The 25,475-nt window shown below is 38.0% G+C and carries 23 protein-coding genes and 1 pseudogene; 5 read left to right on the forward strand and 19 right to left on the reverse strand.

What is annotated here, in order from left to right:
• Window position 1: 1 nt before the first annotated feature.
• Together F0365_RS00315 and F0365_RS00320 are read right to left on the reverse strand one after the other, a co-directional pair.
• Complete coding sequence (locus F0365_RS00315; RefSeq protein ID WP_169931816.1) at window positions 2–1,675, reverse strand: peptidase domain-containing ABC transporter; 1,674 nt, start codon at window positions 1,673–1,675, stop codon at window positions 2–4.
• Window positions 1,662–2,348 carry a TetR/AcrR family transcriptional regulator gene (locus F0365_RS00320; RefSeq protein ID WP_169931817.1) on the reverse strand — a complete coding sequence of 229 codons (687 nt, stop codon included), beginning with the start codon at window positions 2,346–2,348 and terminating at the stop codon, window positions 1,662–1,664. The genes F0365_RS00315 and F0365_RS00320 overlap by 14 nt, the downstream gene beginning before the upstream one ends.
• A gap of 371 nt (window positions 2,349–2,719) precedes the next feature.
• Between F0365_RS00320 and F0365_RS00325 the strand changes: the two genes are divergently transcribed.
• Entirely contained in the window at window positions 2,720–3,397 is a 678-nt protein-coding gene (locus F0365_RS00325; protein WP_169931818.1) for a M24 family metallopeptidase, read from the forward strand.
• Between the two features lie 94 nt (window positions 3,398–3,491).
• Here the strand turns inward: F0365_RS00325 and F0365_RS00330 are convergent, their stop codons facing one another.
• The 8 genes and pseudogenes from F0365_RS00330 to F0365_RS00365 all read right to left on the reverse strand — a co-directional run bounded on the left by F0365_RS00330 (window position 3,492) and on the right by F0365_RS00365 (window position 10,460).
• On the reverse strand, window positions 3,492–3,773 hold the full coding sequence (locus F0365_RS00330; protein WP_410505463.1) for an ATP-dependent Clp protease adaptor ClpS: 282 nt from the start codon (window positions 3,771–3,773) through the stop codon (window positions 3,492–3,494).
• A gap of 53 nt (window positions 3,774–3,826) precedes the next feature.
• The gene (gene prmA / locus F0365_RS00335) at window positions 3,827–4,678 is read right to left on the reverse strand and encodes a 50S ribosomal protein L11 methyltransferase (RefSeq protein WP_169931819.1); all 852 of its coding nucleotides are present in this window, start codon (window positions 4,676–4,678) and stop codon (window positions 3,827–3,829) included.
• Window positions 4,668–5,252: a DUF1287 domain-containing protein gene (locus tag F0365_RS00340; protein ID WP_169931820.1), complete on the reverse strand. Its 585-nt coding sequence runs from the start codon at window positions 5,250–5,252 to the stop codon at window positions 4,668–4,670. The genes prmA and F0365_RS00340 overlap by 11 nt, the downstream gene beginning before the upstream one ends.
• Complete coding sequence (gene tpiA, locus F0365_RS00345) at window positions 5,242–5,994, reverse strand: triose-phosphate isomerase (protein ID WP_169931821.1); 753 nt, start codon at window positions 5,992–5,994, stop codon at window positions 5,242–5,244. Before tpiA ends, F0365_RS00340 begins: the two co-directional genes overlap by 11 nt.
• Before the next feature lie 659 nt (window positions 5,995–6,653).
• Entirely contained in the window at window positions 6,654–7,727 is a 1,074-nt protein-coding gene (locus F0365_RS00350; protein ID WP_169931822.1) for an ABC transporter permease, read from the reverse strand.
• The gene (locus F0365_RS00355; RefSeq protein WP_169931823.1) at window positions 7,724–8,836 is read right to left on the reverse strand and encodes a BT_3928 family protein; all 1,113 of its coding nucleotides are present in this window, start codon (window positions 8,834–8,836) and stop codon (window positions 7,724–7,726) included. Before F0365_RS00355 ends, F0365_RS00350 begins: the two co-directional genes overlap by 4 nt.
• Before the next feature lie 138 nt (window positions 8,837–8,974).
• Window positions 8,975–9,304 (reverse strand): annotated as a pseudogene (locus F0365_RS00360) (four helix bundle protein); the annotation flags it as partial.
• A 223-nt stretch (window positions 9,305–9,527) separates the two neighbouring features.
• Entirely contained in the window at window positions 9,528–10,460 is a 933-nt protein-coding gene (locus F0365_RS00365; protein ID WP_169931824.1) for a peptidylprolyl isomerase, read from the reverse strand.
• Window positions 10,461–10,574: 114 nt separating this feature from the next.
• Between F0365_RS00365 and F0365_RS00370 the strand changes: the two genes are divergently transcribed.
• A complete protein-coding gene (locus F0365_RS00370) occupies window positions 10,575–11,237 on the forward strand; it encodes a hypothetical protein (protein ID WP_169931825.1) in 663 nt (220 codons plus the stop codon).
• A 366-nt stretch (window positions 11,238–11,603) separates the two neighbouring features.
• Here F0365_RS00370 and F0365_RS00375 read toward each other — a convergent pair whose 3' ends face one another.
• Complete coding sequence (locus F0365_RS00375; RefSeq protein ID WP_169931826.1) at window positions 11,604–12,149, reverse strand: hypothetical protein; 546 nt, start codon at window positions 12,147–12,149, stop codon at window positions 11,604–11,606.
• Between the two features lie 393 nt (window positions 12,150–12,542).
• On the reverse strand, window positions 12,543–14,735 hold the full coding sequence (recQ, locus tag F0365_RS00380; protein WP_169931827.1) for a DNA helicase RecQ: 2,193 nt from the start codon (window positions 14,733–14,735) through the stop codon (window positions 12,543–12,545).
• Window positions 14,736–14,820: 85 nt separating this feature from the next.
• On the opposite strand from recQ, the gene F0365_RS00385 reads away from it, so the two are divergent.
• From F0365_RS00385 to F0365_RS00395, 3 genes are read left to right on the forward strand one after another with little or no spacing between them, the layout of a single operon-like run.
• Window positions 14,821–15,786, forward strand: coding sequence for an SIS domain-containing protein (locus F0365_RS00385; RefSeq protein ID WP_169931828.1), 966 nt, complete (start codon window positions 14,821–14,823; stop codon window positions 15,784–15,786).
• Window position 15,787: 1 nt separating this feature from the next.
• Window positions 15,788–16,624 carry a twin-arginine translocase subunit TatC gene (tatC, locus tag F0365_RS00390; RefSeq protein WP_169931829.1) on the forward strand — a complete coding sequence of 279 codons (837 nt, stop codon included), beginning with the start codon at window positions 15,788–15,790 and terminating at the stop codon, window positions 16,622–16,624.
• 3 nt (window positions 16,625–16,627) lie between these two features.
• Window positions 16,628–16,984 (forward strand): carboxymuconolactone decarboxylase family protein, encoded by a 357-nt coding sequence (locus F0365_RS00395; RefSeq protein ID WP_169931830.1) that lies wholly within the window; start codon window positions 16,628–16,630, stop codon window positions 16,982–16,984.
• A 332-nt stretch (window positions 16,985–17,316) separates the two neighbouring features.
• On the opposite strand, the gene F0365_RS00400 is transcribed toward F0365_RS00395, so the two are convergent.
• From F0365_RS00400 to F0365_RS00430, 7 genes are read right to left on the reverse strand one after another with little or no spacing between them, the layout of a single operon-like run.
• Complete coding sequence (locus F0365_RS00400; protein WP_169931831.1) at window positions 17,317–18,387, reverse strand: glycosyltransferase; 1,071 nt, start codon at window positions 18,385–18,387, stop codon at window positions 17,317–17,319.
• A complete protein-coding gene (locus F0365_RS00405) occupies window positions 18,384–19,751 on the reverse strand; it encodes a glycosyltransferase (RefSeq protein WP_169931832.1) in 1,368 nt (455 codons plus the stop codon). Before F0365_RS00405 ends, F0365_RS00400 begins: the two co-directional genes overlap by 4 nt.
• Window positions 19,751–20,296, reverse strand: coding sequence for a serine O-acetyltransferase (locus tag F0365_RS00410; RefSeq protein ID WP_169931833.1), 546 nt, complete (start codon window positions 20,294–20,296; stop codon window positions 19,751–19,753). Before F0365_RS00410 ends, F0365_RS00405 begins: the two co-directional genes overlap by 1 nt.
• Complete coding sequence (locus tag F0365_RS00415; RefSeq protein ID WP_169931834.1) at window positions 20,296–21,336, reverse strand: glycosyltransferase family 2 protein; 1,041 nt, start codon at window positions 21,334–21,336, stop codon at window positions 20,296–20,298. The genes F0365_RS00410 and F0365_RS00415 overlap by 1 nt, the downstream gene beginning before the upstream one ends.
• Window positions 21,323–22,849: a glycosyltransferase family 2 protein gene (locus F0365_RS00420; RefSeq protein WP_169931835.1), complete on the reverse strand. Its 1,527-nt coding sequence runs from the start codon at window positions 22,847–22,849 to the stop codon at window positions 21,323–21,325. Before F0365_RS00420 ends, F0365_RS00415 begins: the two co-directional genes overlap by 14 nt.
• Complete coding sequence (locus F0365_RS00425; RefSeq protein ID WP_169931836.1) at window positions 22,846–23,979, reverse strand: glycosyltransferase family 4 protein; 1,134 nt, start codon at window positions 23,977–23,979, stop codon at window positions 22,846–22,848. Before F0365_RS00425 ends, F0365_RS00420 begins: the two co-directional genes overlap by 4 nt.
• Window positions 23,979–25,397 (reverse strand): UDP-glycosyltransferase, encoded by a 1,419-nt coding sequence (locus F0365_RS00430; RefSeq protein WP_240961774.1) that lies wholly within the window; start codon window positions 25,395–25,397, stop codon window positions 23,979–23,981. The genes F0365_RS00425 and F0365_RS00430 overlap by 1 nt, the downstream gene beginning before the upstream one ends.
• Window positions 25,398–25,475 lie beyond the last annotated feature (78 nt).

Here is a 25,475-nt window from a genome sequence, read left to right on the forward strand (position 1 = left end):
ATTATTGATCTAAAATTAATTTACCGTTGTGCAGTGTTACTAATCTACTACAACGTTTTCTCCATTCACTATTCTGACTAACAACAACTAGTGACCACCCATTAGCAGGATCTGTAAGGAACTCCATGATCCTGGTCGCTTCTTCTTCATCAAACTGATCCAGCGGGTCTTTTAAAATAAGCATTTTCGGTTGTCTAACTATACTGCGGGCAAGGACAATTTTCTTTCCGACCGTATAGCTCAATTCTTTTCCTTCTGGAAAAATCATAGTGTCCAATCCCTTAGGTGATTTTTTAATATAATTAATCAGACCTACTTTCTCAAGGGACCAATAAATACGCTCATCGTCAATACTTATATCTCCAAAGGTGATGTTATCCCTTAAAGTACCTTCAAAAGGCGTTTCTTCTGTTAATGACTGCCCTAAATTTGCTCGGTAATAATTAAGATCAAGACCTCTTAAATCTGAATTATTCACATAAATACTTCCTTGAGTAGGCTCGATAATTCCAGCGATAAGTCTTAATAAAGTAGCTTTACCGCTACCGTTAGAACCATTTATAAGTATGGTACATGTTTCAGAAATTTTTAAAGAGATGTTTTCTAATATAGGTCGTGTTCTTTCTGGAACTGTGTAAGTTACTTGATCGAGTTCTACATGAAAATTTTGTTCCTTATTAAAAGGATGCTCTCCTGATTGAGGTTCCAACTCCTTATCGACCACCTGGGCTAGTTTCTCCAAAGATGTTAGAATATCATAAAATGATTCTAGGCCAGATATAATTTTTTCAACAGCTCCTATAATGATCAAAATAATGAGTTCTGCGGCTACAAACTGTCCAATATTCATTTCTTGACTAAGGACCAGCAACCCACCAATAATAAGAAGTCCTGCCGTAATCAAGACTTTAAAACCTATCAGTTGAATTGCTTGTATAATCAGCACTTTAAAATGCTGCTCTCTATACTTCAGGTATTCCGAAACTAATACATCGTTCTTATCAACTGCGTGATGAGTAATTCCAGAAAGTTTGAAGCTAATTAGTGATCTCGCAATCTCTTGAAGCCAGTGTGCGACTTTATACTTGCTTTTAGACTCTAACAAACTGGTTCTTAAACCTTTTTCTGCAGTGTATCTAAATAGAAAAAAGGCTAAAACTACCAGTAAAACTCCATAAATAATAAAGAATGGATGGTAAAAAGACAAGAGTAATAAACCAAATATAATTTGTAAAATAGCTGTAGGGTAATCTACTAGTAATTTAGACAGACTCTTTTGTATGGTGAGGGTGTCAAAAAATCTATTAGCCAATTCTGGCGGATAAAAACCTCGTAAGGCACTCATCTTGATTTTAGGAAACCGGTAAGCAAAGTCAAAGGAAGACCTAGTAAATATCTTCTGCTGGATATTCTCCGTAATTCGAATTTGCATAATTTGCAATACCCCACCAAAAGCAACACCTAAAGTGACTAATACCACTAATAGGATCCAAGAAGTACTGATTTGCGCTCCTTGAATTAAGTTAATAATCGCCTGAATTCCTAAAGGCAAGGAAAGACCTACTAAACCAGCAAAAATAGCATAATAGAAGATCTGCCTGATGTCCTTTTTGTCTAACTCGAGCATGCTGATGAGGCGCTGCCATGCGGTAAGTATGTTTTTATTTTTTTCCATTTGATATAATAAGTTGATCTATAAGATTTAAAAAATAAGACGTAGGCGTTGTGGTACTATTACAATCTGTAATGGCTGTAAAATGATCTTTTAGAAAGTGCTGATGCAACGCACCTTGTATGACCATACTACTTAATGAGGCAGGGAATGCATAAGCAGGATCAACCTCTTTAATCATGTCCTTAAGTCTCAAGACCAGTCGTTTGTACACTGCAAAATAACCTTCTTTATTCTCTATATCAACTTCTTTAGTTAGATATGATTTAGAATACTCTGAAATAATAATTTTATTTAAAAGCACTTCATCTATATGACTGAAGTTAGAGTCTTGTGTCACTTCTTGAGTTAAAATCTCTACAGCTCTATTCAATTTATCTTTAGGGACAGATAGGGTCAACGTTTGAAGAACTAATTGATACTCCAGCCAGCTCCAGTACCATGAGGTAAGGTAAAGTAATAGTTTATGCTTATTTTCAAAATATCTGTAAATAGAACTTTCATTAGATTTAATGGCAAGCCCAAGCTTTTTAAAAGTGAATTGTTCAAAGCCCAATTCATAAATCATTTCTATACTACAACTCAGTATACGTTTGCCTAAGTCAGAACTTTCAGGATCTTTGACGTATAATTTATCGTTGATCTCTACTTTAAGGTTTTTGAGGAGTGTATGCATAGCTTTTTATTAACGCACAAATATAATAGTATTACTATCAATGTGTAATGTTAATGATATTAATTAACATTAATTTTTAATTGCACGCAAACTCAAAATTAATTATTTCTAGCTCAACTCATAAAAAAAGTCTGTTAACTAGGGTTTTGCTGACGCTTTCGCGTGATGCCTAGAACTGTTATGCTGAGCTTAACTGTGCTGCATTTACCTGAGTATTATCAAGATGAAAGAGCAACAAGTCGCTTGAAACCCTTTGTTTGTCTTGACTTGTGCACTCCTGAGATGCTAGTCCCTGCTTTTTAACACGACATGCTTTTCATATATACGCAAGAACATGCTTACAATTCCCTACTGAATACTATTTTTACTTTATGACTACTACCTTAATAGAACTTCAAAAAGCAGAAGAAAAAGCAGCCTTGTTATTTCAAGAAATTGAAAAGCGACAACTTATAAAAGCTGGCAGGACTGAAAAACAAATCAACACTGATATCTTCGAGCTCGCTGACGAATTATTTGGTATTCAAAAATACTGGCACAAACGCATCGTGCGCGCTGGAGAAAATACACTACATCCCTATGATGAGAATCCGCCGGACTTAGTGGTTAAGGAAGATGATATTGTTTTTATAGACTTCGGTCCTATACTAGAAGAATGGGAAGCAGACTATGGTAGGACTTACGTTATTGGAGCTGATCCTTATAAAAAGCAACTGGCTGCAGATTCAGAAAAACTATGGTTTGTAGCTAACGAGCATTTTAAAAGTCATCCTTCCATTACGGGTGCTCAATTATATAGCTTTTGTGTTGTGCTAGCTGAACGTCATGATTGGGAATTTGGCGGTCCTATTGCTGGACACTTGATAGGTCACTTTCCGCATGAAAAATTAGAAACAGAAGTAAAAACAAATTACATACATCCAGAAAATCATACTCCTATGAATCTAACAGGTGCTCATGGAGAGCAGCGTCACTGGATCATAGAAATTCACCTCATTGATAGATCAAAAAAGATAGGTTCCTTTTTTGAGCAACTCGCTGGCTTCTAAAAGCTAATTCAAAATTGTATATACACAAAATGCCTACTTAAAGTAGGCATTTATGTTTTATTCATAATTGAATAAAAAGGGGAAAGCAAAATCTCTATTGAATCTCAGCCGTTAATCCAGCTTCTAACAAAGCGGTACATCGCGGCTCTAAATCATCGTAATCTCCTGACTTCACATTGCATTTTCCTTTATAGTGTACTATAAGAGAACATTGCTCTGCTTGTATAGGTGTGTGATCACATGCTGCCACCAGCATATCTATGACGTGATCAAATGAATTTACTTCATCATTAAAAAGGACAATTTTATTCTCCTTTTGCTCCAAGACTTCCAACTCCAATTCTGGAAGTACCTGTTCTTGTGTGCTCAATTTCATGTGTATAAATTTAAAACAAATCCACTTAATAAAAATCAACTATAAAGTTAAAGTTATGCTTTCAACATCTTAGCAGCTATCCAGTTATCTTTCTTAATATGAGAGTCGTAAACAATGCCACATTCATTACACTTATTTTTAATGTTTTCTAAATCCTCTTCGTAAAAACCACTGAAAAGAATGGTGCCTCCACTTTTTAAACTCTTTGCATATACAGGTATATCTTGAAGCAAAATATTTCTATTGATATTAGCGATGATAAAATCATAAGATTTACCTGCCAGCTGCTCTGCGCCACCTAAAATGACATTTACCTTATCCATTTTATTACGCTCTACATTCTCCAGTGCATTTTCATAACACCAAGTATCAATATCTATAGCGTCCACTGCCGCAGCACCTCGCATTTGAGCTAGAATACCTAAGACTCCAGTACCACTACCCATATCCAACACATCGAGACCTGCGACATTTTCTTCTAATAAATGCTGTATCATCATGTGCGTGGTCTGGTGATGTCCCGTACCAAAACTCATCTTTGGTTCTATCACAATATCAAATTCGACACCGCTAGCCTTATGAAATGGGGCGCGTACTTCACATCGGTTATTCACCGTAATGGAATCAAAGTTCTTTTCCCATTCTGCGTTCCAGTTTGTTGCTGGTATTGCCGCTTTCGCGAAAGCGATATCACACAAATCATTATCCATAAGATCCACCGTATCGAGTATATCGTCACTATCCAGAGATTGCAACACATACGCCTTGATACCATCTTCTGTCTCTATAAAACTCTCAAAACCTACCTCGCCCAGTTGTGCCATAAGCACATCATTCCAAGGTTGTTGTGGGGCTACTTTAAAACTGTATTCCACATAAATCTGATCGGTTGTATTATTTTCCATATCGGTAATGTCCTGTAATATTAAATTTAAATAGGCAGTCTTCTAGTACTTGTCCAGCGCCAATATTATGCGCCATCAAGTAGTGTTTTTGGTCTTTTGATTTTGTTTTGGAAACCACTCCTATATGTGTCAGTCCATTGCCCAACGTCCAGCTAACTACATCACCAGGTAAGTAATCAACCGCCAGCTGACTTAGATCTAGACTCTTTCCTTTTCTAGTAAAAAAAGTACGTAAATTAGGCACCCTTCTGTGATCGATATTAGTGTCTGTTTTCTTCAATCCCCATTTTTGCGGATACTTAGAAAAGTGCGCTTTCATATCTTCATGAACTTCCTTCTGCAAGTCGATTCCTAGCTTTCTGTAGGTTCTAATGATTACATCTGTACAAACACCATAAGGTTTTGGTACGTCTCCATTAGGGTACGGAATATTAAAATAGCTGCCGTTATAAATCACCTGATCTTTAGTCAGTTCTTCAGCAGCAGCGGCTACTTTGAACCCATACTCCGTCTGGGCTACTGCTAGTGAGCTTATCGTCAGGAATACGAGTAAAAATAAATTCTTAAAATGCATTAGCGATATCGAGGAAAGACTGTGCGTCTAATGAAGCGCCACCTACAAGACCTCCATCTACATCTGGTTTTGCAAAAATCTCTGCAGCATTTGCAGGTTTTACACTTCCTCCGTAAAGGATACTGGTATTGTTTGCGGTTTCTTTTCCAAATTTTGATTCTATAAAAGAACGCAAGTGTGCATGCATTTCTTGTGCTTGTTCTGGACTTGCCGTTTCTCCAGTACCTATCGCCCATACTGGCTCATATGCCACAACTATTTTTTCCATTTGCTTTGAACTAAGGTCAAAAAGTCCTTTTTCAATTTGCTGAGTAACTGTTTCAAAGTGGTTACCGGCTTTACGTTGTTCTAAGTGTTCTCCACAACAAAAGATCACACGCATTCCTTTTTCAAGAGCCGTTTTAGTTTTGGCAGCGAGTAATTCGTCCGTTTCTCCATAAGTATCTCTGCGCTCAGAATGACCTATAAGGACTGTTTTAATTCCTATACTATCTAACATATCTACAGAAACCTCTCCTGTATAGGCTCCTTTTTGAGCTTCGCATACGTTTTGTGCCACTACTTCAATAACGGTATCTAATGTACTATTAAAAGCATTGTATAAGAAGGGATGCGATGGAGCAATCATCACTTCACAATTGACGTCTTTTACAAGACCTTTTTTTAACTCATTGATTAGATCTGTTGTTTGCGGTAGATCACAGTTCATTTTCCAGTTTCCAGCTACTATATTTTTTCTCATGGTATTTTTTTTGGGGTCGTTATCAATTGATCGTTAATTTCAAAATTGCCGTTTTTATTGTTGTTGTGCAAATGAATGTGAAGGTATTGGGTTTAAAATAGTAAAAAACGTTTGCGTTACAAAAAGATTTAAGGATTAAGATATGTGGTATTAGGAGAGAAAAGGGCCGTTTGAGTCTTCGATCTTGTTTCATAATTTGTGAACAGCATCTCTATTTTACATTCTCTTGATCTTTTAAAACTCCAACTTAAATTGAAACGTGCTTACTCGTCTATATTCCATTAATCAGTTGTGTTTATTTCAAACCTATAAGGTTACCTAGCATACTTTAATTTAAGTACCGACTTTATTCTAATACAAAATTTTTAGATTAGTTAGATTTTTGTCGTAAAATTCGAGTTCGAGTTCGAGTTCAGAATCATATGAGGTTTAAAACCTCAGAATTTACCATACTAACTTCTGATTTTACTTTCCTACTTCTTTCCATGGCAAAACCTCCGAGCTTAAACGGTTGCTTGGGATTATCATTATTGTTGGATTCTTGATTAAAATTTGTTGAATCTTTTCTTTTCTTCTTTCCTCCTAATTTATTTCAACTTTCGTTATACCGTAGTCGATCTTTGTTATTCAAGTTCAAATTCGAGTTCAAGTTCAAGTTCTTACTCCAACTTCACTCGAGGATCCAGCCATACATAGATCAAGTCCACCAGAATATTAATAAGGATAAACAAGGTTGCAATTACAAGAACCGCTCCTGTAATGACCGGTAAATCTTGCGTATTTAAAGCCTCTACAATTTCTTTTCCTATTCCGTTCCAATTAAAAATATATTCTACAAACACAGCGCCCGCAAGCAAACTAGCAAACCAACCACTTACAGCAGTGATTACTGGGTTCAGTGCATTTTTAAACGCATGCCTTTTGATCACTTGCAATGTGGTGAGTCCTTTGGCATAAGCTGTAGTGATGTATTCTTGTCCCATGACTTCGAGCAGGCTGTTTCTCATCAATTGAGAAATAACGGCTAGCGGTCGTATGCCAAGTACTACTGCTGGCAAAATCAAATTGCGCCATTGCAATCGCATTGCTTCTCCATAATCATCCATTTCATATAAACTACCACTCATCTTCAGCCCCGTATATTCATGTAACACATACCCAAAAATAAAAGCAAAAATAATGGCACTAAAAAAACTAGGAATACTCATTCCCATCGTACTGACCAGTTGAATGATTTGGTCGATCCAGCTGTTTTTATACAAAGCTGATGTCACTCCTAAAACCAATCCCAAAACCAATGCAATACTTATAGCTGCCAGTGCTAGAATCATGGTGTTGGGCAAGGTTTCTCCTATGATATAGCTTACTTTTTTACCCGTTTTTTGAAAGGATTCTCTGAGGTAAGGCCATTTGACGTATGTAGATGTTGACCCTATAGTAAGGAGATCTATACCGGTGTACTGACCCTCGTCGTAAGTAAAATCAGATGCCTCTGTGCTGTGAAAAGACACCGGTGATAAATCATTGAGAAAATACAAATACTGAGTTCCTACAGATTGATCCAAACCGTATTTAGCTCTCACATTTGCCAGTTGCTCTTCCGACTCATTTTGCCCCAGCATCATTTGTGCTGGGTCTCCTGGTAAAAGATAGAATAGAAGGAAAATTACTGTAACGACACCATATAATGTCAGTATCGCATAACCCATTTTTTTAAGCGCATAGCTTATCATAAAGACAGTTGCTCAAAATCATTCCAATGCGACTTAGCAGTAATCACACCTTTTTTAATCGTCATTATAGATGGTGTTGACCTTACTGCAGTTTTAATTTGAGTCCCGTCTGTGGTATAAAATGGCAGCTCCACATTATTTGCATCCAGTAAAGGTTGCAATTGGTCTATAGGATTTGCACTCAGCCCTATCACCTCATAACCTGCTTTTTGCGCTCGTTCTATAAAAGCAGCTAACTTTTGCATACCGCCTTCTTCCGCTTTGGTCATGTCGTAAATCATGACAAAGACTACTTTTTCTTTATCTAAGATTTCTTGAGTGTAGTCTTCCCCGTCTTTTTCTATAGAAAAATCATGAATTTTAGGAAGTGCTGCTTCTTGAATAATACGTGTTTCTACTTTATCATAAGCTGGTCGACCTTCTGGTGGCAATCCTTCTGTAGTAATTATTTCTTCTTTTCCATCGACCGTATAATACCAGTCGTACCCATAAATAGCTGGATGACTAGGGTCTTCCTTCATCGCATCTTCTATATCGGTTCCTATTTTATAGGCTCTAAAATCAAGAATAGGTAAATGCATCAACACGTAATATGCGATGATAAAACAAATGATAGTGGCTACGAGAATGATGATGGAGGATTTTGCTTTCCTGCCTGCCGGCGGGCATGCCGCGAAAGCGGAACTTATTTTATCCATATTAAAAAACAAAACCAATATCATCACTAAGAGCACCACGTCTTTGTAAAAAGATTGCCATGGTGTTAAGGGAATAGCGTCACCAAAGCAACCACAATCCGTCACTTTATCAAAATATGCAGAATAGAAAGTTAAAAATGTAAAGAAAACAATCATGAGCAATATGGACCAGATCGTAAACTTTTTCTGAAATCCTAGGAGAAGCATGATCCCTAAAACCACTTCAAAAATGACTACAAAAATAGCCATAGGAAGTGCAAACGGCTGCAAAAACTCCAGTCCTAACACTGCGGCACTGAAATATTCATCTAATTTATAAGAGAATCCTAGAGGGTCATTTAATTTAATTAAACCACTAAATATGAATAATATACCGACAAACCATCGACAAAAAGCAACTAATCCTTTCATGTTTTTTTATTTAAAGGGTAAATATAATGAATAGGCATGTGGTATGTGGTATGTGGTATGTGGTATGTGGTATGTGGTATGTGGTATGTGGTATGTGGTATGTGGTATGTGGTATGTGGTATGTGGTATGTGGTAAAATTATTTTTTATCTATTCTTACCTTAATTTTACTTCGTAAACTTGTCAACATCTTTTGTATTGTGGTAATTTGACTTCTTACTTCCTCGCTTTGCTCAAAGTGTACATAGTTTCTACGCAATGCTTTTTCATTAGCAAAAACACATTCATTTGAACTGTGTAATCCATGATTAATATGCTTGACAAACTGCGCGTCACTGCCAGGATAACCTTCGGTAATATTAAGTCCTATAGCATTTGATGCTCTCCGATATTGTGAACCTAAAGCATATAATTCTCTTTGAAGAAACCCCTTAGTTGTAGAGTCAACAAGCGCTGCAAAGTCTATAGCTTTTTGAAAGACTCATAAATCTTCAAACTTAAAATGATATTTACTTTTTATACAGCCTAAGGGAATTATTATAATTAAAGAAAACCTAACAAGGAAATCCCTATTAAAAAAGTTCATTACTACACCTAACTACTAATGCCTCATGCCCAACGCTACATACCTGCAAAACAAAAAAGCTCTATTCCATGAAGAACAGAGCTTTTAAATATATTTTTAAAATAAGTTACTTTACTGCAACTAGTTCTACATCAAACACTAATGTTGCATCTGGCGGAATAACGCCACCTGCACCAGCACTTCCGTAAGCGATGTGAGATGGTATCACTAGACGAGCTTTGTCCCCTACTTTTAAAAGTTGGATTCCTTCATCCCATCCGGCGATGACCTGTCCCATTCCTAGAGCAAAATCTATAGGCTGCTTGCGATCGTAACTAGAGTCAAATACTTTACCGTTAGGCAGCATTCCTTTGTAATGTACACTAACCGTTTTACCTTTTTCAGCCTGCACACCATCACCATGATTGATAATTTTATAACGCAAACCGCTTTCTGTTTTATCAAAACCCATAGCGATCTCATCGATCTCTTGGTCTGCTTGTTTTCTTCCCTGCTCTTCACGTTTTTTTACAGCTCCTTCAAACTGACGGAATTCTTCGACAGCATTGAATTCTTTTGCAGTATCGCCTTCTCTTAAGATAGTAAGTTTTTTAATTTCGTCACCTTGAGCGATGGCATCTATTACATCTTGTCCTTCTATTACTTTACCAAAGACAGTGTGTTTATCATCTAACCATGGCGTTGCTATATGAGTAATAAAAAACTGAGAACCATTTGTTCCAGGTCCCGCATTTGCCATACTCAATACTCCAGGTCCGTCATGACGTAATTCTGGATGAAACTCATCATCAAAATTATAACCAGGCCCACCGGCACCAGTTCCTTGTGGATCTCCACCTTGAACCATAAAATCTGGAATCACTCTGTGAAATTTTAATCCATCATAATAAGGAGTACCTTGATCTTTGGCTTTGTTCTCTAAATTCCCCTCAGCGAGTGCTATAAAATTACCTACTGTTCCAGGTGTTTTGTCATGATGTAGTTGTACCAGGATTTCTCCTTTAGTAGTATCAAATTTTGCGTAAATTCCTTCTTGCATTGTTATTGTTTTTTAAGACCACAAAGGTAATTCTTTAGAATTCAGTCTTCAGAATGCTGGTATAGTTTTTTTTACTTCTTATATTGGTTCTTTTTATTTCAAAACCAACCAACAATGACTAGAGCAGAACACCTTACATTTTGTGAAAGATGCACCCACAGAAACATGAATCTTCAACAAGGAATGCTGTGCGGACTTACCAACCGCAAGGCTGATTTTGATATCGAATGCGCAGATTTCAAAACAGATGAAACTCTGGTAAGAAAAGAAGTCGCATGGGACACAGACCAAGAGGTTCAACTCCACGGGTTATCAGAAGGTCATAGTGAAAAATTAAAAGCTCAACAAAACTTTCCAGTAGGAATTATGGCCGGAATAGCTGCAGGTCTTGTAGGCGCGATAATTTGGGCAATAGTTACCGTAGCAACTGGTTACCAAATAGGCTATATGGCAATAGGTATAGGTTTTATAGTAGGATATGCGATACGATTTATGGGTAAAGGAATCGATATGATTTTTGGAATATCTGGGGCTGTAATTGCTATTCTCAGTTGTTTCCTAGGGAATTTCTTAAGCTCCATAGGATTTATAGCAGATTATCAGAGCATGGGCTACATGGAAACTTTGATCTCCTTTGATTATTCTTTTTTTATGGACTTGATGATAGAATCCTTTGGTTTTATGGATGTTTTATTTTATGGATTTGCAGCATTTGAAGGCTACAAGCTATCTTTTAGAAAAGTGACCGAAGTAGACTTACAAGAGTTGGGAGATTAACCTGTACCGCTATTTAACAAAACACCACCTCCTAAGGTTTTTGTATGAGGAGGTGATGTTTTAGTGAGGTATCAAATACCAACTTCCAATTAAGGTGTTCCACTTCTTATTTTTTACCGACACTTGGGTAACTTGGATACTTTAGGAAGCTCCATAAAGGCAAGCGCGTTGCTGATCTGAAACAAGGGAGCTGCTCTAGCTCTCCAAGGCACTTTACTTTTATTTTTTTAAACTAAAAAAACCTCCCAAGAATTTCATCTCAAGAGGTTTTCCTACTTATTCATTAAAGAACTTTATTGTTTAACTGGCTTGCGTTTAAAGTAAATTCCGCTATCCCAATCTTGGTGGTCCCCGTGATCATCTGTATCAAAGTGACCAAAGTTTATGATCGTTACAATCATGTCCACGACCATAATGGTTTCTAACCAATACATGTCCTCTAGCTGCAGTAATTTGTCCACGTCTGTTATATAAAACTTGAAGTCCGCCTACACTGTTCAGAACGTTATTTCTGTATTGAACTCTTAGGTTTCCTACTTTAGCAACTTTACCACGACTGTTGTAAAAAACACGCGTGTTTCCTATTTTAGTCACCTGACCTCTTCTGTTGTATCTCACAAAACGTCTATCAACTCTACTGCTGTTGGAATCATGGTAGGCACTATGACTGCGTATGGAGCTGCGTCTATTCACCGTTGATCTGGAGCGATACTCCGGCAATTCAAACTCGATTTTCCCATTCGGAAAAATAGCATAGTCTACTTGATTATAGGTAAACAATACCGGTTGCACATTTCTGTACCTGCCATTATTATTGTTGAAATCATTGGTTTGCTTCAAGCTGATTTCGTTTGCCTGAGCAGTGATCGTCATCATCAGACCAGCTGCGATAAAAAGTAACATTCTTTTCATGATTTCTGTATTTGTATCCCGCCTACTCTATCAGGTTTTCGGCTTGCCCTTGTTCAACTACTTTCAAGAGGCGTGCCACGAGCTAGATGCTTTGAGTTCCATAAATTAACTCCTATGTCACCTGTTGACATACTTTGTTTTACTCTCGATTTCCCAATTGCCAGCTGGTACGATGCAAAAGCAGAATTCTCACACCAACCTTAAAGCAAAAGAGATAATTCCTGATTTTATAAAGCTTAGAACTTTAATTTGAGAAATAAGTAACCGCTTTAAACAAGTAAAAACAGTGGTGCCGACAGAAAATAATCGGTGGTGATGAGATAAAAAAATCCCAACAGGGATCTTCCTATTGGGATTTTTACGCTCTACTATATGGCGATCAGCTCAAAAAAATTAATTAGCTACTTCACTAATAAACTTCAATCTATAGAGACGCAATTCTTCTTCTTCATAGTCCCCGTCAAATTCTTCTACTGCGGCTTCTATTTTATCAGATTCGGATACTATAAAATACTCGTGGAGTTCTTCTTGCTGTTCTTCATCCAGTATTTCATCAATCCAATACCCTACATTTAATTTGGTACCGCTATAAACGATACTTTCTAATTCACTGATCAATTTATTCATATCCATACCTTTTGCACTTGCCATGTCGTCAAAGTTCAGCTTGCGGTCTATACTGGTAATGAAGTACAATTTATTCCCAGATTTTGCTCCAGTACTCTTTATAATCAAATCGTCTGGTCTGAGGATGTCATTATCTGTCACGTATGCCGAAATCAATTCTACAAATGACTTTCCATACTTTTTTGCTTTTCCTTCTCCTACTCCATGGATATTTGCCATTTCTTCCATTGTGATGGGATACTTGGTCGCCATATCTTCTAGGGAAGGATCTTGGAATACTACATACGGAGGCACATTCTTTTGCGACGCCACTTTTTTACGTAAATCCTTTAAGAATTTCACCAATTGTGCATCTATTGCTCCCCCTTTAAAAGCTCCTACAATTTGGTCAGTAGATTCATGGTAGGTGTGATCGTCACTCATCATAAAAGTCTTTCCAGACCTCACATATTCTCGACCTTCATCCAGCACTTTAAGCGTGCCGTAGGTTTCTATATCTTTTTTGATCAAACGGGCGACCAATACCTGACGTATCAAAGCCGTCCAAAATGCTTTTTCTTTATTCTTACCACTGCCGAAATAGTCGTGTTGATCCAACTTGTGGCTAGAAATCATGGCATTATTTTTACCCATCAGGATATTGACAATATCTTTAGATTTATAACGTTCCCCTGCCGCGCCTATTAATTGAATCAGTTTTTTCACTTCTTCTACTGCTTCTTTTTGAGGCTTTGGATTGCGCATATTATCATCCATATCACCACCAGCTCCAGTGGCTGGATCAAACTGCTCCCCAAAATAATGCAAGATGTATTGTCTGCGACTCATACTCGTTTCTGAGTAACCTACCATTTCTTGTAAGAGTGCATGACCTATTTCTTGCTCTGCGATAGGTTTTCCAGACATGAATTTTTCTAATTTTTCAATGTCCTTATAAGCGTAATAGGCAAGGCAATGCCCTTCTCCACCGTCGCGTCCTGCACGACCCGTTTCTTGATAATAAGATTCGATACTTTTAGGAATATCATGATGAATCACAAAACGTACATCTGGCTTATCGATCCCCATACCGAATGCTATGGTTGCTACCACCACATCAGTATCTTCCATTAAGAACATGTCTTGATGCAGTACTCTTGTCTTGGCATCCAGTCCTGCGTGATAAGGAACTGCTTTGATCCCATTTACTTGTAATACCTGAGCCAGTGCTTCCACACGCTTGCGCGACAGACAGTAAACAATTCCTGATTTTCCATCATTTTGTTTTATAAAACGAGTAATATCAGCATCTACGGTTTCTTTTTTAGGACGCACCTCATAAAAGAGGTTAGGCCTGTTAAAGGAAGCTTGAAACGTAGTTGCACCAGTGATCTGTAAGTTTTTAAGAATATCTTCTTGCACCTTAGGAGTTGCTGTAGCAGTGAGTCCTATAATAGGAATATCTGCTCCTATACGATCTATGATCCTGCGTAAGTTTCTATATTCTGGACGGAAATCGTGTCCCCATTCACTAATACAGTGCGCCTCATCTACCGCTAGAAATGATATTTTTTGTCGCTTTAAAAAGTCGACATATTCTTCTTTGGTCAATGACTCCGGAGCTACATAAAGCAACTTAGTAATACCGCTAGTAATGTCGTCTTTTACTTTTTGCACATCTCCTTTAGAAAGAGATGAATTGAGCACGTGCGCTACGCCATCATGGTCAGAGACGCCACGTATGGCATCGACCTGATTCTTCATCAATGCAATTAATGGAGAAACCACAATAGCTGTTCCTTCCTGCATCAATGCCGGTAACTGATAACACAGTGACTTCCCACCGCCCGTAGGCATGATGACAAAACAATCTTCCTTATTAAGTAGTGCGGTTATAACCTGTTTTTGCAATCCTCTAAACTGCCCAAATCCAAAAAATTTCTTTAGATTTTCTTCTAATCCTATTTGCGTATCTGCCATGCGGCTGCTGCGTTTTGTTTATCTTTGTAAGCTAAATTTACGATATAATTTGCTTATCACAAATTATAGATAAAACTAATCATTTTTGGACGAAGAAAATAAAGTTTTAGAAGTTGCGAGAAGAACTATTCGCATTGAAGCACAGGCTATTACAGATCTTGTGGATGGTATTGATTTCGCTTTCGCGAAAGCGGTACTGCACATACACCACTCCAAAGGCAGAGTTATCATCACTGGAATAGGAAAAAGTGCGATTATAGCCCAGAAAATAGTAGCTACCATGAACTCCACAGGAACACCTGCGATTTTCATGCATGCAGCCGATGCTATTCATGGCGACTTGGGAATCGTACAAACCAATGATGTGGTGATCTGTATTTCAAAAAGTGGAAATACTCCAGAGATCAAAGTACTCGTGCCATTGATCAAGAATTTCAATAATAAATTGATTGGGATAACAAGCGATAGAGATTCCTTTTTAGGGAAAGAAGCAGACTATGTTCTACATGCACATATCAAAGAAGAGGCCTGCCCTAATGGCCTAGCTCCTACCACCAGCACTACTGTTCAACTCGTTATAGGCGATGCGCTTGCGGTAAGTTTACTGGAATTAAAAGGCTTTACCGATAAAGATTTTGCGAGGTACCACCCAGGTGGCGCCTTAGGTAAAAAATTATACTTGCGTGTTCATGACATCAGTGAGAAAAATAACAAACCAGAAGTACAAGCCACTACCTCTTTAAGAGATGTGATTGTGAATATTTCAGAAAATATGCTGGGAATGACGGTAGTGACTGAAGATCGTCAAGCTATAGGAATAATTACTGATGGTGATTTAAGACGCATGCTTTCTAGCGGTAAAAATATCGATGACTTAGTGGCAAGTGATATTATGAGCAGTCCTCCTAAAACCATCACAGCCGATTCTATGGCGGTACAAGCTCGCGAATTGATGGAAGAAAAAAACATCTCTCAATTGATTGCCGTGGATGAAAACGGTTATGCTGGTGTGGTGCATATTCATGATTTAATAAGAGAGGGAATCGTATAACATGGCTCGTAAAAAAGTAGATCCCAATAACATGTCATTCCTGGACCATGTAGAAGAACTGCGCTGGTCGTTGATACGTTCTATAGTTGGAATTTTAATAGGTGCTGTAATTGCAGGAATTTTTACAGACTTTATTTTTGACGTCATCATCTTTGGGCCTAAGAGAGGTACTTTTATCACCTATGAGTTCTTTTGTGACTTTGGGAAGTATTTCGGAATTGTAAGTGATTTTTGTAATCCAGATTTCAATTTCAAAGTCCAATCCAGAGAAATGTCTGATGAGTTTTCTACTCATATCTGGACGTCTATTTTAGTAGGTTTTGTAGTTGCTTTTCCATGGGTATTGTACCAAGTATGGAGGTTTATATCCCCAGGTTTAAAATCGTCAGAAAAAAAATACAGCAGTGGTTTTATCATCGTTTGTTCCCTATTATTTTTTATAGGGGTCACCTTTGGTTATTTTGTCATTGCTCCTTTATCGGTTCACTTTATGATGACTTATAATTTAAGCCCCGAGATATCGACAGAACCTAGTTTATCCAGTTATATAGGTTATATCAGAGCTTCTATTTTAGCCTCTGGATTGCTATTTGAACTGCCTGTCATTATCTATTTCTTAACTAAAGTAGGCCTCGCTACACCCGAAGGACTGAGAAAGAATAGAAAGTTTGCCTTAGTTATTGTGCTGATCGTAGCGGCCGTTATCACACCGCCAGATGTTGCCAGTCAAATAATAGTTGCTATACCTGTGTTAATTTTGTACGAAGTGAGTATTTTCATATCTAAATTTGTGCTTTACCGACAGAAGAGAAGAAAAAGAAAATTAGCTACCCCTTAACTTATGAGTAATCAAGTAGAAGAATTCAATGCGTATCGTGCAAAAATGAACGATGCTATCATAGAAGACAACAATAAAATCATCAAACGCATCTTTAATCTAGATACCAATGCTTTTGCAGCAGGTACGTTAGATAAAAAAACCAAAGAACTCTTAGGTCTTGTTGCCAGTGCCGTATTGAGATGTGACGACTGTGTAAAGTACCACCTAGAAGCCAGTCATAAAGAAGGTATTTCTAAGGAAGAAGTGGTAGAAGCACTTTCCATTGCAACATTAGTAGGTGGAACGATTGTGATACCTCATCTACGTCGTGCTTACGAATATTGGGATGCTATAGAGCAGCATGCTGCTGAAAAATAGACGACCGACTAGTTGACGAAGGCCGATCGAATTTAAGAGTGTTGATGCATTGTTCTAAACAACCAGTTGAGATATAATTCCAATATAGCAGCCCCATTGTCCTTACTTTGAGAAACTTTGTACCCGTCTGACATTTCCTAAAAGGGAAAAATTATCCTGTCTCGCTGTGCTCCTGTTTTCATTCCCCATTGTCCTTACTTTGAGAAACTCCGTACCCGTCTGACATTTCCCAAAAGGGGGAAATCTAATCAAATCACATGTAGAGATATAAGCGATTCCGCTCTTCAGCGGGATGACTACTAGGGTTAGTTATTAACGTCTAAAAAAAACAATCAAGCCTCTTTATAGATCTTAACCAGCTGCTCCACATAACGATCACTACCGTAATGCTGTTGCACCTGTTCTTGGAATTGAGTTGCATAGCGATCTCGTAATTCATGATTTGAGATAAGCTGTTCCAAAGCTGCTGCTAGAAGCTTCGCGTTTTCTGGAGGAACAACGAGCCCGCAATCTGCTACTACTTCTTTACAAGCGCCTACATCAGTAACTACCACTGGCAATGGACACAACGCATATTCTAATAAGGCTACAGGCAATCCTTCTGACTTAGAAGACAATACTCCTATATCACAGGCATTTAGAACGGCTGTTACATCAGGTCGAGATCCCAATAGGAAAACACGACTTGCTAGAGCTCGCTTTTGTATTTGATGCTGTAAGTCTTTGGAATAGGCATCCTTAAAATCCTGACCACAGAGATGTAAGGTCCATTCGTGAAATTCTGTCGGTAGCTTCTCAAAAGCCTGTAGCAAGTTAAGGTGGTCTTTTTGTTCCCTTAAGTTGGCAAGACAGACGATGCGCTTTCCCGCTGTTCCATCCAACGGACTTTGCAAGGGTAACATCGGAGCTTGCACAGCAAAGTTCTCTAAGTACAGCACCTTTTTACATTTCAGCTCCTTCTCAGCCCAAGTTTTTAATCGCTTGTTAACGCTTATTATTTGGTCAAAAAAGACCGAAATCAACTTCCATATTTTGTAGGGCCTTTGATCTAATTGGTCAGCCTTACCGTAATGATCGTGCCAAATCAGTTTAGGTTGGTTCTTCAAGAAAACTAACGCGAGCACCGCTATATAAGCAGAAGTACTGTGCGCATGAACTACTTCTATTTGATGCTGTTTTATATAACTCCTCAATTTAAAAACAGCTCGCCATCCTATCTTGCCTTTCTTGTTTAAAAAAAGATAGGCTACCTCTGAGTCAATTGCTTTTTGAAGCAAACCTTCTTTTCTAGTAACACAAAGATGGGAGTCGTGACCTTCTTTAGCGAGGGTATTAGCAATATTTACCGCCATACGTTCTGCGCCGCCGGCTTCTAGACTGTCTATGATTTGAAGCAGTTTCATTTCTTAGAGGCTTTTGGTGGATCTGTTTCTTTTAAAAGCAAGGCAATTTCACTTTCAAAATCATCTATAGTGTATTGTTGTGACCAAGTCGCGGCGGCTTGTGACATGTGCTGTAGCAATTCTGGATGTCCTAAGTAAGTGCTTACTGCCTCAACTGCTCTTGAAAGGTCAGTTATTAGTATGCCCCTTTGTTCCTTGTTTGCCGCAAAGTTAGCTGATGGATTATTTTTTTTATTTTGTAATCGTTCTCGACCCTTCGACAGGCTCCGTGCATCGCTCCCGCTCGAACTGGCATCGAAACCTTTCCCTAGCCCTAAAGGGTAGGTTTCTTGATCTTTTATTTCCAGATTTGAACCTAGAGCTTTGGAATTGGAAACATCATCCCTCAACTCATAACTTTGAACTCCTAACTCTGAACTTGAATAACCCAGCATCCAGGGGACGCAGCTTACTTTACTTGCCACTGGTATACAACCCCAAAACATGGCCTCAGCGACGGCTTTAGGCCAGCCTTCACTTTTTGAAAGTAACAAGGAGAAATGTGAATTTTTATAGGCTTTAGTAACAATGCTGTTCTCTACATTACCGTGCAAGCTGATGTGATCTTCTAATCCAGCTTGCTTTACTTTAATTTCAATATCTTTTTTCAAAGGACCATCGCCGTAATAATCTAAAGAAATAGCAACTCCGTTAGCCCGTAATTCTTTTATGAGTTCAAAAACTTCTAATGGTCTTTTATTGGCTCCCATGGTTCCTACAAAAACTGCTTTATAAGGTCCTTTCCAATTCCTATTGGCAACAGGCTGGATTTGATACCTGCTGTAAGTAGCTGTAAAGAAGGCTTGGATATTTTTAGTTTGATTGGGCCATTCTCCATAGACCAACACCTTTATATTTTTAGTGAGGAAGGTATTGGATAACAGACTCTTTTGCCATCGATAAGCCATAGGTTGGGATGCCATAGGGTCAAAGTTGCCGGCATATTTAACAGTCTTCCTTTTACTCGGAAATAAGATTTGAACTATAGCAGCCAGTAAAGCTAGATTTCCAGGGCATCGCAAGTGAATATGATCTGCTTTGCGCATGGCGTTCCACAAGATTACCGCTTGATAGGGAATACTAAAAAAAGAAATTATGGCTGAAAATAGGGTGTGAAATTCTAGACGTTTGACACTTTTTATTTCGCAATCTTGGAAATCAAAAGCTTTTGTAAGCAAGGAACGATCGTATTTGGTCGGACAAACATATGTGGTTGAAGTCGCGTATTTCATCCACATATTCATTTCCTTAACATAGGGCGCATAGGCGACTTTCTCCTTATTTTCAAAAAGAATAGGTGCGTCAGAAATGAGGAGTAATTTCATTAGATATAAGCGCTTGAATCGTTCTTACTTATTTCTACAGCAGGAACACCTAAAACGGTTACTCCGTCACTGACATCTCTTATGACTAAAGAATTAGCTCCTACCACAACTTTATTACCAATAAAGATCTTTCCAGCTAGGGTAGCATTTGCTCCTATATACACTTCGTCTCCTATGACAGGTGCTCCTCGGTATTTCCCCTTACCGCTTACTCCTATGGTAACACCTTGTGATATATTGCAATTTTTTCCAATGATGGCTCCTGCATTCATAATGATTCCAGAATGATGCCCTATGTACAATCCTTCTCCTATTTGAGCAGAGTAAGGTAATGTGATTCCTGTAAGCATCTCGACTCCTTTTTGGTGACAAACTCCCACAAACAATAAAGGCAGCTTGATTATTTTAGGTGACTTTGAATTGTAAATCCAGTTGTAAAAACGGTACTGAAATAAGGCCCACAAGCCTTGCTGAGTCAACAACATCACTACAGCAGACTTACCGCTGTAGGTGGTATAACGCTTGATGTCTTTAGAAAATTTCATTACCTAGGTTTAGAGAATAACAAGCTCAATATCCCCATGGTTCTACCCATAGATTCTGTAAATGCTTCTTTGCGTTCGCTAGTGGTAAAGATATTGAGAAATCTAATAGCAGCGAGCAATAAGGTGATTTGATACCATTTCCATTTATTTTTAAAAGACGGGTGGGGATGTTTTACACGCCAGACATACCAGCCGTTGCGCACCACCATTTTTCCATAACTGTATTGATTAGGCCTTCCTGCTGCATCGTGATGGTGCTCTAGGCTTGCTGCTGTATTTACATATAAGTTCCCTATTTTAGAAAGCCTCAATGTAAAATCTGCATCTTCATAGAGCCCATATCCTTCAAAGTATTCAGAGAATTGATGCTGCTTTAAGATAGCTAATGGAAAACTAGAGACGCCACCCATCAACTGCTCTACTTGATATATCTTTCCAGATGGTGGCAAAAAACTGATGGACCTGCCATGTCCAAATGCTGGATATACGGCTGGAGGTGTTTTTTGTGCCAGACCTAATTTTCTTCTTAGCATATAGCGACTGCTTTCTTTACGCCTGTAACCGTCATAGTAGAAATAATTCAGATCGTTTTTATCTTCTATTGGTGAAGGTTCCCAAGAAACTTCATTAGTAATGTAACCGCCGACTCCTACGGCATCTGGATACGTATGGTAGGTGGCTAATAGCTCTTGAAAATAAGAAGGCTCTAAAATTGTATCATCATCAAGAAAAGCAACCACCTCCATTTCTTCACTTACTCTGTCGATTCCGTAATTGCGTTGTTTGGTCAAGCCGCGATGTGCTGCTGGTACTTGGAAATAGCGGAGCGAATCTAAGGTTGAAAATCCTGCTGTAACCTCCTTGTTTCTTTTTAGTTGAAACTGAGTGATGGCATTTTTGGTCAACTCATTGGTACTGCCATCAATAATCAAGACCTCATCAGGCACTTGAGTTTGCAGCAGGACGCTTTCCAACAACCTGGATAAAGGTTGGGGACGCATATAAGTACAAATGATAAGACTAATTTTAATTTGTTGCATCTTGAGCTAATAGGTTGGACCAATAAAGGCTTTTTTTCCAAGCCTTTTTAAAATAGTTAAAATACGTAAAAGGGTTTTTAATGGATTGATCAAAATAAAATTTGAAAAAGAGAGTGATTTTATAACCTTTAAGTTGCTCTCGTGTAAAGTTCTTTCTTCGATGATACAAAATATGAGGTGATGGTTTAGGCTGAATAGCGTCGTTCTGCCACTTAAATTCAAACGTTGACCTAAATCCACCTATAGGAGCTTTGAGATGATCCATATGTATTTGTGGAGCATAAATAACATCGTAACCTAAGTTGCGTAACTGCATCCCAAAGTCGCTATCTTCCCCATAACCATGCTCTAATACCATATCAAATTTACAATTTCGAATAGTTTCTTTATGGACTACACTACAGCCAGAGCCAAAGTTTTCCCATTGTAAATACGCTTTTCTACTTTCTCTTTCTCCTTCTTGCAAACAAGCAAAAGTCATCGCCTTTACATCTGTTTCATTTATGCTTTTGGCTATGCTCGATATAAAATCCTTATCAATACGTACATCATCATCAAATAGTAATACCCATGTTGCATTTACTTTTTCAAGGGCGATATTTCTAGCATTACAGGCACCTGTTTGATGTGTAAAACAATGATCAATTATAAAAGGCCAGTCGCTGTTATCTATATAATTGAGCTCTGATCTTGAGTTTTGATCGCTATTTTGTTCTACAACAACAACTTTACTTGGTAAATTATCTTGTTTGCTCAGATCTATTAATACATCTTTTAAATAATCACGCCTCCCCATGGTAGGTATTACAACATCATAGTCAAAATTCTTTATTTCAAAAAATGAAGTTTTGAGTTTTGGGATTTTAAATTCAATCTTAAATTTAGAATTGGATTGCGCTTTCGAAAAAGAATAGAAAGCAAACAAATTTTCATATCTAAAAAGAAAGAAAAACAATAATAAGCTCCACGATCGCTTGTAATGCTGCACCACAAACTTAAAAAGTGCCCTAGTATTCTTAGGAGTTAAAGGTGTGCTTGGTTGCTCCCATGGAATATGATAACAAAACAAGCCTTGTGGTTGTCCTATTCGCGCCACAGAAGTTAAAAAATACTCTAATGATACATTTTTATAGTTGGCTACATCAAATTGGTTGATCACAGCAGCAGCTACCATCCCCGCAGTATCTTGCATCAACCAAGTAGGATAGATCACTTTTTCTGAAACTGCTATAAAAGGACCATCGGTCACATAACCTATTTCTGGAACTAAAAACTGGTTCTTAATATCTCCAAGACTCAACATATAGTTGTTATCCTTAAATTTAGAGCGTAAGTTTTCGACATCAAAGTTACCTGCAATCGATTCATGAACCCATATGATGTTCTCATCTGGATAGCGCGTAGCAACTTCAAATAATTGGGCAATCAACGTATCACTTTTGGGCAACAGCTGTACATCTCCATTATTAGTGAGTCTAGTAACTGATAAACCATCATGATAGAAATAAATCATAATCTTAATAAATCTTTATAGTATGCGATATTTTGTTTTACTATGATAGGTATTGAAAAGTTCTCTAGTACTCTCTGACGAGCACTTTTACCTAAGTTAGATCGCATTGGCTCATTCTTTAAAAAATCTGTAAGATATATAGACATTTTATGATAGTCTTCAGGGTGTACCATAAATCCAGTTTCACCGTGCACCATCATTTCCTTTGCCCATCCTATATCTGAGGTTACTAATGCCTTTTCCATACTCATCGCCTCTAACCAAGTCATAGGAAAGGCTTCGGCATAACTTGGCAAGCAAACTACAGCCGCAGCATTTATATAATTACTTACTTCTTCATAAGCTACTTGATCGATAAATTCGACGCGATGATGATAAACTGTATCTATTTCTTGTGCTATCAATACACTTGTCATTTTACCAGTAAGCACATCTTTTACGTCTTTACCTAAATATTTCAACCGAACATCTGGCAACTGGGCAGCAAGTAAATTAAATGCCTTAGCTAGAGCAATGACTCCTTTTTTTCTAATAACAGATCCAAAGTTGAGAATATAAGTTGATTCTGACTTGGAATGAACTGGTCTAAAATCCTCTACAGCTATAAGATTTGGAATTACTGTAATTTCATTTTCTAAGCCGAATAGCTCTTTAGTTTTTTGAGCTGTAAAAGCACTTACGCTACTTACTGCCTTTGCTTTTTGTAACGCCCATTTCTCAAAAAGATAATTCTTCTTCTTTTGAGGCCTGTTTTCTAAATGACAAAAGTAGGTATCACTTCCGTGCAATCTGATAACATGAGGCATATTGAACTTGCAAAATGCGGTCATACCTGTCCAGTCTACAGCCTCAAGCAAGTCTATTCCAGCGCTGTTTCTATTGATGTAACGCGCAATGTGTTTCCTGTAAAAATAAAAGCCTCCAAATGAATAATTCCTTTGCTTGATCAAATGAAAATGAATCCCATTCTCCGTAAATACAGCATCTTTTTTCTGACCGTAAACAAATAGGGTCACCCTGTGTCCTTCTTCACACAATGCTTGAGCGAGGTTTTTAATACTCGTACCGATACCTGCGCTATGCTTTATGGATTTATGAGGGTATTCTGGTGTATGGAAGGCGATGTGCATTAGTTCATTATTTGATCAATCCCATCCCAGATACGCTCACTCGCCTTTTCTGGCTGTTCGGGTTTGTTGACGATTCCATACCATTTTTTAGTGACCGGAACTGGATTTAATTCCCCGTCTAAGAGGCCTTTGATCCCATCATATAGTTCTTCTTTACGCATTGCCCAAGTTACTGACGTATCATAGTCTGGCATAGAACGGAAATGAACGTATTTGTAATTCTGACCTATGTCACGAATTCCTTTTTGAAGCTGTGGCTGTTCATAGTTAGGATAGATCGTAGGCTTGTCATGAATGACAAAATCAAATACCATACTGGAGCAAATGTTTACTACGAGTTCGCTGTGGTAACAGGTATTTACGAGTAAGGCAAAATCTTCTTTAGTGGGCATGACTTGATTCCATTGTTCCCCCATAGGTTTCCATAAAGGATCTATGGGAGTAATGACGTCTTTGTACTTTTCTAAAACAGCATCGTATCTTCCAGAGAAATCAATAGGTACTTTTCTATAAATAATAGCTAGATCACGACCTTCTTCCCGCAGTTGGCGCACTGCGATAGCTGTATCTTCCAAATAATACTGATCTAATGGTGAAGTTGTTTTATCATCTCCTGAAAAACAGAGGTACTTGGTTTTGGCATCTAAGCCATGAGTTTTACAAAACTGCTTTCGCGAAAGCAAGATAGAAGCATCATAATGAGGCTCAAATTGAGGAGTGCCAGTGACTATTATCTGTGCTGCTTTTGTTTTGGGATAATACTCCAGTAACTGAGATTTCATTAACTCCGACCAAACAAAATAATAATCCGTCTCCACGGTAGTCATTCCTTTAGGCAAATTGTCCCAACTGTAGATCCAGCAAGCCGTTTTGATGCCTAAATCTTGTGCCGCAAGAAGAGGAGCTATGGCTTGAGTTGCCCGTTGGGTCGTACAAAAAACCAAATCAGGTTGGTGTGCTACCAATTGGGCTTTCAGTTCTTGATAACGCGCTGTAGAGCGCTCTGCAGCATTCATTTGATCCATCAATTTTTGCCATCCTTTTGGGGTAGCACTAAAGGTTTCATGGAATCTTACAAAGGCACTTTTTAATATGCTTTTTAAATTATTCCACCGCAACGGAAATCTATAGGTGGGGTATACTTGATCTTGTGTACGCTTTCGCGAAAGCGCTAACTCCACCCTTTTACGAGCATGACTTAATACTGCTGTTTTGGAATGTATTTTTGTGCTTTCTATCTTTAATTCTGGATAGCCCAATTCTTCCTTAAGAGGAAAAATAGTATTGTTCCAGTAGGTGATATCAAAGCCTTTGTGCTCCCCTATTTCTTTAAATTGGGTAAACGCAAAATTGCGCAGCCCTACTCCGTCAGGGAACAGTATAAATACTTTCTTTTTTGAATTACTTGTTTTTATCACTTTCTACTTTTTTGAAAAAATTAAATTCCAAAACTTAACAACACCCATCCCAAGCATTCACTTCGACAAGGTCAATGC

The organism is Nonlabens sp. Ci31 (assembly GCF_012974865.1).
Classification (GTDB): domain Bacteria; phylum Bacteroidota; class Bacteroidia; order Flavobacteriales; family Flavobacteriaceae; genus Nonlabens.

Excerpts from the sequence above, each read along its gene's own strand:
- F0365_RS00355 (WP_169931823.1), bottom strand. The coding sequence starts at position 8,836 with ATGAAAGGATTAGTTGCTTTTTGTCGATGGTTTGTCGGTATATTATTC.
- F0365_RS00375 (WP_169931826.1), bottom strand. The coding sequence starts at position 12,149 with ATGAAAAGAATGTTACTTTTTATCGCAGCTGGTCTGATGATGACGATC.
- F0365_RS00395 (WP_169931830.1), top strand. The coding sequence starts at position 16,628 with ATGAGTAATCAAGTAGAAGAATTCAATGCGTATCGTGCAAAAATGAAC.
- tpiA (WP_169931821.1), bottom strand. The coding sequence starts at position 5,994 with ATGAGAAAAAATATAGTAGCTGGAAACTGGAAAATGAACTGTGATCTA.
- prmA (WP_169931819.1), bottom strand. The coding sequence starts at position 4,678 with ATGGAAAATAATACAACCGATCAGATTTATGTGGAATACAGTTTTAAA.
- F0365_RS00420 (WP_169931835.1), bottom strand. The coding sequence starts at position 22,849 with ATGATTTATTTCTATCATGATGGTTTATCAGTTACTAGACTCACTAAT.
- F0365_RS00415 (WP_169931834.1), bottom strand. The coding sequence starts at position 21,336 with ATGCAACAAATTAAAATTAGTCTTATCATTTGTACTTATATGCGTCCC.
- F0365_RS00325 (WP_169931818.1), top strand. The coding sequence starts at position 2,720 with ATGACTACTACCTTAATAGAACTTCAAAAAGCAGAAGAAAAAGCAGCC.
- F0365_RS00405 (WP_169931832.1), bottom strand. The coding sequence starts at position 19,751 with ATGAAATTACTCCTCATTTCTGACGCACCTATTCTTTTTGAAAATAAG.
- tatC (WP_169931829.1), top strand. The coding sequence starts at position 15,788 with ATGGCTCGTAAAAAAGTAGATCCCAATAACATGTCATTCCTGGACCAT.
- F0365_RS00410 (WP_169931833.1), bottom strand. The coding sequence starts at position 20,296 with ATGAAATTTTCTAAAGACATCAAGCGTTATACCACCTACAGCGGTAAG.
- F0365_RS00425 (WP_169931836.1), bottom strand. The coding sequence starts at position 23,979 with ATGCACATCGCCTTCCATACACCAGAATACCCTCATAAATCCATAAAG.
- F0365_RS00315 (WP_169931816.1), bottom strand. The coding sequence starts at position 1,675 with ATGGAAAAAAATAAAAACATACTTACCGCATGGCAGCGCCTCATCAGC.
- F0365_RS00370 (WP_169931825.1), top strand. The coding sequence starts at position 10,575 with ATGACTAGAGCAGAACACCTTACATTTTGTGAAAGATGCACCCACAGA.
- F0365_RS00400 (WP_169931831.1), bottom strand. The coding sequence starts at position 18,387 with ATGAAACTGCTTCAAATCATAGACAGTCTAGAAGCCGGCGGCGCAGAA.
- F0365_RS00365 (WP_169931824.1), bottom strand. The coding sequence starts at position 10,460 with ATGCAAGAAGGAATTTACGCAAAATTTGATACTACTAAAGGAGAAATC.
- F0365_RS00340 (WP_169931820.1), bottom strand. The coding sequence starts at position 5,252 with ATGCATTTTAAGAATTTATTTTTACTCGTATTCCTGACGATAAGCTCA.
- recQ (WP_169931827.1), bottom strand. The coding sequence starts at position 14,735 with ATGGCAGATACGCAAATAGGATTAGAAGAAAATCTAAAGAAATTTTTT.
- F0365_RS00350 (WP_169931822.1), bottom strand. The coding sequence starts at position 7,727 with ATGATAAGCTATGCGCTTAAAAAAATGGGTTATGCGATACTGACATTA.
- F0365_RS00330 (WP_410505463.1), bottom strand. The coding sequence starts at position 3,773 with ATGAAATTGAGCACACAAGAACAGGTACTTCCAGAATTGGAGTTGGAA.
- F0365_RS00320 (WP_169931817.1), bottom strand. The coding sequence starts at position 2,348 with ATGCATACACTCCTCAAAAACCTTAAAGTAGAGATCAACGATAAATTA.